This window comes from Neptunicella marina (assembly GCF_014270035.1).
GTDB lineage: Bacteria > Pseudomonadota > Gammaproteobacteria > Enterobacterales > Alteromonadaceae > Neptunicella > Neptunicella marina.
The window spans coordinates 51092-57542 of sequence record NZ_JACNEP010000021.1; the positions used below are offsets into that span (position 1 = coordinate 51092).

Sequence of the window (6451 nt, forward strand, 5' to 3'; positions counted from 1 at the left end):
TGTTGAACGATGTGGAAAAATGACTGATTTAAAAAGATTTCTTTTTATTGTCACTTTTTCCACCAAATGCCTGTGGCATACTTAACTTCACTTTATGACTCAGGCATTATTATGCGAACTCGTTTCCACCTGTTACTGATGCTGCTTGTAAGCTGCTTATCAGTGACCCATGCGGTTGCCCAATCTATGTCCCAACCTTTTTTACTGACTTCTGAAACCGACTTAAGTACCGATTACAAGCAAAAAGTCCTGCCGTTTTTTGCAGATCGAGTGGTGCAAGGCACATTCAGTGGGGTAAATAATAATGAGATCGCTTATGCCTACGTGATTCATCCAGATGAGATTGGCAGTATTGTGATTTCCTCCGGACGCATCGAATCCCTGATCAAATACAAAGAGTTACTGTTTGATTTATACCAAAACGGCTACTCAGTGTTTATTTGGGATCATCGTGGACAAGGCCTGTCAGGTAGAATGTTACCGCAAAAACAACGGGGCTATGTGGAGAATTTTGATAACTTTGTGGCAGATATGCAGCAGTTTTATCAAACCATCGTCAAACCAAATAGCCCCCATAAACCTAAATTGCTTTGCCATTCTATGGGCGGTGCCATTGGTGCGTTATATCTGTTAAAACATCCGGACGATTTTTCTTCAGTTGTCTTTTCGTCGCCCATGTTTGGTATTAAGTCACCTATTCCTGACTGGGCAGCCTTACCGATTATAAACGCGGGTTTAGGTTTAAACGCGACCTTCTCCAATAAGGCCTGGTACTTTATCGGACAAACCGATTATATTGCCGTGCCTTTTGCCATGAATACCATTACCCACAGCAAATTACGTTATCAGATTTTCCGGGATGAATATGAGCAAAAACCACAAGCAAAATTAGGCGGTGTGACCTTGCGCTGGCTAAAAAGCGCTTTTATCGCCATGGAACATATTGCAAATAGTGCGGACAAAATTGAGCTACCTGTTTTAGTGATGCAATCAGGCGGCGATATGGTGGTGGAAAACAAAGCGCAGGATGAAGTGTGCAACAAACTGCCAAATTGCAGTGTGCAGAAAATTGATGGCGCTAAACACGAGTTGTTGATGGAGCAGGACCAGTACCGCACACCGGCACTCAATCATGTATTAACCTTTTTTGCTGCGAATTAATACCATCTAAATAGCGCTGATTAGAGCGTGTTGATCTTTGCGGTATGAATTTTGTTCTAACTAAACACTTTTTAATCGCGACGCTTATTTGCAGGCCTAATGGATTAAGTCAAAAATAAGTAACAAAGAGTAAAATGTGTTTAGGACGAACCCTTCGGGCAACGTTTGCGCGGCATTTCTACTGCTTCATCACTCATTTATGTAGAACAACTACACCACATTCGTGCTTCATGGTTTAAATACCGCGCAACTCGTTGCAAAACTATACAGCAAAGATCAACACGCTCTAGTAAACATCAGCGTTTCACTACGGATACTGGATCTTTGTGTATCAACACTTCAATGTTTTCAAACTGAGCGCTAATACTCTCTTCGATATTTTCGCTAATGGCATGCGCATCAAACAAGCTCAAATCATCTTGCAGTTCTAAATGAAACTGCACAAAGGTCATCATGCCCGATTGACGACTACGAATATCATGTACACCTAAAACAGCGGGATGACTGCGAATAATACGCTCGACTTGCTGAGTAAATGCATCAGGTAACTGTTTGTCCATTAACGCCTGAGATGATTCCAGTGCGATGCTCTTCGCCCCCCATATTAAATACACTGCAATACCAATCGCAAACCAGCCATCTAACTGTGGATAACCGCTGGTACTTAACCAAATAGCCAGCAACACCGCCAGATTCATTAATAGATCTGACTGGTAATGCATAGAATCAGCTTTAATCGCCACCGAATTTGTACGTTGAATCGCGATGCGCTGCACTACCACGAGCAGCAGTGTCATCACTACACTAAATAAGGTGGCATAAATGGCTAGCTGCGGTTGATGTAACGCATGAGGATCTTTGATGCGATCAACACTATGGAATATCAGCAACATGGCAGAACCGGTAATAAATGCAGCCTGGGCTAATCCGGCTAAAGATTCAGCTTTACCATGACCAAAACGATGATCATCATCCGCCGGCATAATGGCGTAACGGATCACAAAAAAGTTAATCATAGATGCCGCAACATCAAAGATTGAATCGGACAACGAGGCTAACATGGAGGCCGAATCTGTGCGGTACCAAGCGTATACTTTCACAAAAATCATACTACCTGCCACAACCAAGGCCAGTGTGGTTGCCAGTTTTACCCAAAAACCGTATTGTTCAGCATGCTGATTTGATTGCATATTCAATGGTCAGACCCAATTTCAATGTCGCTTATGGAAAGACATCTAGTATAACCAGATACGGTGCGCGAAACCCAGCAGCGACAAACAAGGAGAATAATTTGCAAAACGAACTTGATACAAAACAGGCACTTAAAGTGTTTAATCTGGTGTGCGAAAAAGGTGAAAAACGCGATGAACATTATTTTTATCAAGGCCTTGAAGCCTGGCACGATTTCGATGGTTACACCTGTTACCTAAAGTTTAATCAGGCAACGCTAACCTTATATTTTCACGGAAAATATAATCTGGATTACGCAGATAACGGTGAGCTGGAAAGCCTGTTTAAGAAAATCGCCAATGTGGCTAAAGGCTGAGTTTTGAAGCGCTAAAAGCAACAGAATTAAATTTTACTCTACCAGACTTTTTCTCTATGCTGGCGCCAAATTTGACTAAGGCTACAACACGTCATGCTTGATATTGTTTTATACCAACCTGAAATTCCTCCCAATACAGGTAACATCATCCGATTATGCGCTAACACGGGATATGCATTGCATTTAATCGAACCTCTCGGTTTTGATTGGGATGATAAAAAAGTGAGACGTGCGGGATTGGATTACCACGAATTCAGCCATGTTGCCCGCCACCCAAATTTAGAAACTTATTTAAACCAATGTCAGCCTAAACGTGTTTTTGCCTGTACTACAAAAGGTAAAGCTAATTTTGCCGAAGCCGACTTTGAACAAGGCGATGCCTTATTGTTTGGTCCTGAGACCCGAGGTTTACCCGCTGATATAATCGAATCGCTGCCGCCAGAGCAGCGTCTTCGTATTCCTATGGTGCCGGAAAGCCGCAGCATGAATTTATCCAACGCGGTGGCGGTTTTTGTCTATGAATCCTGGCGACAACTGGGGTTTAAAGGTGCGGTTTAAGCTAGAGCGACAAAGAAAAAGGCGCACTAGGCGCCTTTTTTATGGCCTGACGATTCGTCAGATACCTCCACGCTGAAACTTAGACTGGTGTTTAAATCCATCTCGTTTATCTTGCTTAAACTCACGACATAAACTTTTTAATTCCTCTTGTTGCTCTTGCGTCAACAAGTGCCAGCTATCGTAACGGAACTTCACCTCGGCTTTAGCTAACTCGATGAGTTGAGGTTGATATGACGCATAAATCTGTGTCACTTGCTCATCAGAATAATCAGCGCTTTGTACAACCGCTTTGATTTCACTACGAATTTGTTTCATCAGTGTTTTATGAGCTTGATGATTTTGCTCGGCGTTTTGTTTAAGTACATCTAACTGCTGTTGTTGTTCATCGCTGAGGCTTAGTAAATCAAATGGCATCGGGCGATCCTTAGGTTCAGGACGCTCTCGCTGTGCGCGTTCAGTTTGTAACTCCTGCCACTGGGTTTGTTGCTCAGCAGTAAGCACTTGCCATAACTGATGTTTCAGCTGAGCCTGCTCTAACCCTTTTTCAGATTTTTTTTGCACTTGTTGCGTAGCAAGTTGCAGCGCCGTAGCACTATCGTAATTATCACCGTCAATTAAAGCTTTTAATTGACGGTGCGCTTGCTCACGACCTTCTCTTTTATGTTGCTGGCGTTGCTCTTTAAGCAAACTGCGAATTTGCATTTTCTGTTCACGACTTAAATCTAACTGATGGAACATGGCTGCAACCTGTGGATGCTCGCCACGCCAATTTGCACTGACTGGCGCCACTAACACAATGGTTAACAACACTAAACCTAATGACCTGGTGATTTTGTTTAACATTAACTTTTTCATTCGCTTGTCCTCATTTAACAGCTTGTGGAAAAGCTTAGCGCTTGCAATGCAAAGTAACGCAAAGGCTCTGTAAATCTTATGTAAAGACTGTCAGTTTTACTTTTGCATCAAATTAAGGCGGGGTAGCATTAACCCATGATTGTTACGAGGGCTGCGGTATGCAAGCAAAATCCCTGTTACTAATAGATGATGACTTAGAGCTAACTGACCTGATCAGAGAATATTTATCGCCGCAGGAATACAGTATTGATACTGCACATGACGGTTTAACCGGCCTTAATATGGCCACAAAAGGCAACTATGACCTCATTCTGTTAGACGTTATGTTGCCGGTAATGGATGGCTTTGAAGTACTTAAAAAGCTGCGTCAAAGCTCACTAACTCCTGTTTTAATGCTCACTGCAAAAGGCGACGATTTCGACCGCATTTTCGGTTTGGAATTAGGCGCAGATGATTACCTGCCCAAACCCTTTAATCCTCGTGAACTATCTGCTCGTATAAAAGCAATTGTCAGACGGATTGAACATATCGGCAATGCCCATCAACACATGTCCCTGAGCTCAGCCGAAGTGACACTTAATCCAGCGAATCAGACAGTTATCTGTAATGCCCACCCTGTAGAGTTGACTGGTACCGAGTTCGGCATTTTGCAATTACTGATGCAACAATCAGGCAACTTAGTCACTAAACAACAATTAAGTGAACAAGTGTTGGGCAGAAAACTGGTCGCATTTGATCGCAGTATTGATATGCATGTAAGCAATATTCGCAAGAAACTGGGCCAGGCAAGTCAACAGGATAAAATTAAAACCATACGTGGTTCCGGCTACATTTTTACTGAAGCAATGCAATGAAAATGATTAAAAAACTCAACCCACTGAATAGTCTGTTTGGCCGAATTTTCCTGTGGTTCTGGCTGGCGATGCTGTTAATCATCATCACCACCGCCTGGGTTGCGCGACAAGCTTTTTTGGAACGTTCACTTCAGCCATTAAATGACAAAGATCAACGCTCTCTCATAATGCATAGTAAGAGACTCAGCCAACTGAATAATTCAAATAACCTGACTCCCGATGATCTCCGCAAAATTTTAATGCGAATGGGACAGCGTTCTCACTCAGATCTGTTACTCATCAATGTGGAAAATAAAGACATTGTGTCTGGTTTTATGCCGCGCGAGTTACCCATGCAACAGATTTTCCTCGATTTGGTGGACCAGCCTTCTTCCTTTAGTATTCGGCTGCCTGGCTGGCGTTTTGCCGGCCCGGAACATATCACACTCATTGGCACTGACTATGTATTGTTCGTAGGCAAACGTGAACCACCTAATTTACTGCGCGATATACGTCATCAGCCGCCTTATTTTTTAATTAGCATAGCTGTCATTCTTAGTGGACTGCTGTGTTTGTTATTGAGTTGGTCTCTGGTTACCCCTTTGCGCCGATTAAAGAGCGCCGCTAATAAGATGAGCAAAGGGGATTTAAGCAGCCGCAGTGGCGAATCGGCAAACCGTCAGGATGAGATAGGCCAGCTTGCCCATGAATTTGATGCCATGGCAGGCCATTTAGAAAACCTGATTGCAGGCCAAAAACGCATGTTGGCCGATATTTCTCACGAATTGCGCTCACCCCTCGCCCGTTTGCAAGTGGCCATTGGCATTGCGCAACAACAACAGGAAAGTACCGTTCTCACTCGCATCGAAACTGAAGCTCAAAGGATAGAATCGATGCTGGCGCAAATACTTACTTTATCGCGACTCGACAGTGCTCAGGCAGAGTTAAAGCTGCAAACAGTCAACTTAGCTGACCTTTTGGATAATCTGATTGAAGACGCTGATTTTGAAGCCTCTGCGCACAATAAAGAGTTAGAGGTGTCGCCGATTGCAGATATAGAAATTAAGGTAGACAGTAACTTATTTTGTAGCGCAATAGAGAATCTTTTACGCAATGCCATTAAATATGCCAGGCATAAGGTTAATGTTGATATCAAAGTAAATAACCACAATCTGCAGATTCAAATTTGTGACGATGGTCCGGGCGTGTCTGAACATGAACTGGACAATATATTTAGGCCGTTTTACCGAACGGCCTCTTCCCGCAGTCGTGATTCAGGTGGGGTAGGCCTGGGCTTGGCGATAAGTCAACGAGCGATTGAATCGATGAATGGCTCAATCTCCGCCGACTTAAAATCAGGCGGAGGGCTTTGCATAACAGTTTGTTTGCAAAAATAAAAAAGAGCCTGAAAAGGCTAATGCCAGTCAGTTAAGCTGACTGGCATTTTTCTTTTTATGGGGATATCGATTTGTTTTCGGTTTTACCCATCTTGGATAAG

The 6451-nt window shown here is 43.1% G+C and carries 7 protein-coding genes; 5 read left to right on the top strand and 2 right to left on the bottom strand.

Going from position 1 to position 6451, the window contains the following annotated elements; translation table 11 throughout:
• The first annotated feature begins 111 nt into the window (after window positions 1-111).
• Complete coding sequence (locus H8B19_RS17235; protein WP_241737657.1) at window positions 112-1161, top strand: alpha/beta fold hydrolase; 1050 nt, start codon at window positions 112-114, stop codon at window positions 1159-1161.
• Window positions 1162-1457: 296 nt separating this feature from the next.
• Here the strand turns inward: H8B19_RS17235 and H8B19_RS17240 are convergent, their stop codons facing one another.
• Window positions 1458-2351, bottom strand: a complete 894-nt coding sequence (locus tag H8B19_RS17240; protein ID WP_186508271.1) for a cation diffusion facilitator family transporter — start codon at window positions 2349-2351, stop codon at window positions 1458-1460.
• 101 nt (window positions 2352-2452) lie between these two features.
• On the opposite strand from H8B19_RS17240, the gene H8B19_RS17245 reads away from it, so the two are divergent.
• Both H8B19_RS17245 and trmL read left to right on the top strand, forming a co-directional pair.
• A complete protein-coding gene (locus H8B19_RS17245) occupies window positions 2453-2707 on the top strand; it encodes a DUF3081 family protein (RefSeq protein WP_186508263.1) in 255 nt (84 codons plus the stop codon).
• Window positions 2708-2800: 93 nt separating this feature from the next.
• Window positions 2801-3265 carry a tRNA (uridine(34)/cytosine(34)/5-carboxymethylaminomethyluridine(34)-2'-O)-methyltransferase TrmL gene (gene trmL, locus H8B19_RS17250; protein ID WP_186508264.1) on the top strand — a complete coding sequence of 155 codons (465 nt, stop codon included), beginning with the start codon at window positions 2801-2803 and terminating at the stop codon, window positions 3263-3265.
• A gap of 57 nt (window positions 3266-3322) precedes the next feature.
• Here the strand turns inward: trmL and H8B19_RS17255 are convergent, their stop codons facing one another.
• Entirely contained in the window at window positions 3323-4120 is a 798-nt protein-coding gene (locus tag H8B19_RS17255) for a Spy/CpxP family protein refolding chaperone (protein WP_186508265.1), read from the bottom strand.
• 158 nt (window positions 4121-4278) lie between these two features.
• On the opposite strand from H8B19_RS17255, the gene H8B19_RS17260 reads away from it, so the two are divergent.
• Together H8B19_RS17260 and H8B19_RS17265 are read left to right on the top strand one after the other, a co-directional pair.
• Entirely contained in the window at window positions 4279-4974 is a 696-nt protein-coding gene (locus H8B19_RS17260) for a response regulator transcription factor (protein ID WP_186508266.1), read from the top strand.
• On the top strand, window positions 4971-6350 hold the full coding sequence (locus H8B19_RS17265) for an ATP-binding protein (protein ID WP_186508267.1): 1380 nt from the start codon (window positions 4971-4973) through the stop codon (window positions 6348-6350). Before H8B19_RS17260 ends, H8B19_RS17265 begins: the two co-directional genes overlap by 4 nt.
• The last annotated feature ends 101 nt before the right edge of the window (window positions 6351-6451 follow it).

What these genes read in the sequence shown, in the direction of transcription:
- H8B19_RS17260 (WP_186508266.1), top strand. Translation starts at nt 4,279, where the DNA reads ATGCAAGCAAAATCCCTGTTACTAATAGATGATGACTTAGAGCTAACT.
- trmL (WP_186508264.1), top strand. Translation starts at nt 2,801, where the DNA reads ATGCTTGATATTGTTTTATACCAACCTGAAATTCCTCCCAATACAGGT.
- H8B19_RS17240 (WP_186508271.1), bottom strand. Translation starts at nt 2,351, where the DNA reads ATGCAATCAAATCAGCATGCTGAACAATACGGTTTTTGGGTAAAACTG.
- H8B19_RS17265 (WP_186508267.1), top strand. Translation starts at nt 4,971, where the DNA reads ATGAAAATGATTAAAAAACTCAACCCACTGAATAGTCTGTTTGGCCGA.
- H8B19_RS17255 (WP_186508265.1), bottom strand. Translation starts at nt 4,120, where the DNA reads ATGAAAAAGTTAATGTTAAACAAAATCACCAGGTCATTAGGTTTAGTG.
- H8B19_RS17235 (WP_241737657.1), top strand. Translation starts at nt 112, where the DNA reads ATGCGAACTCGTTTCCACCTGTTACTGATGCTGCTTGTAAGCTGCTTA.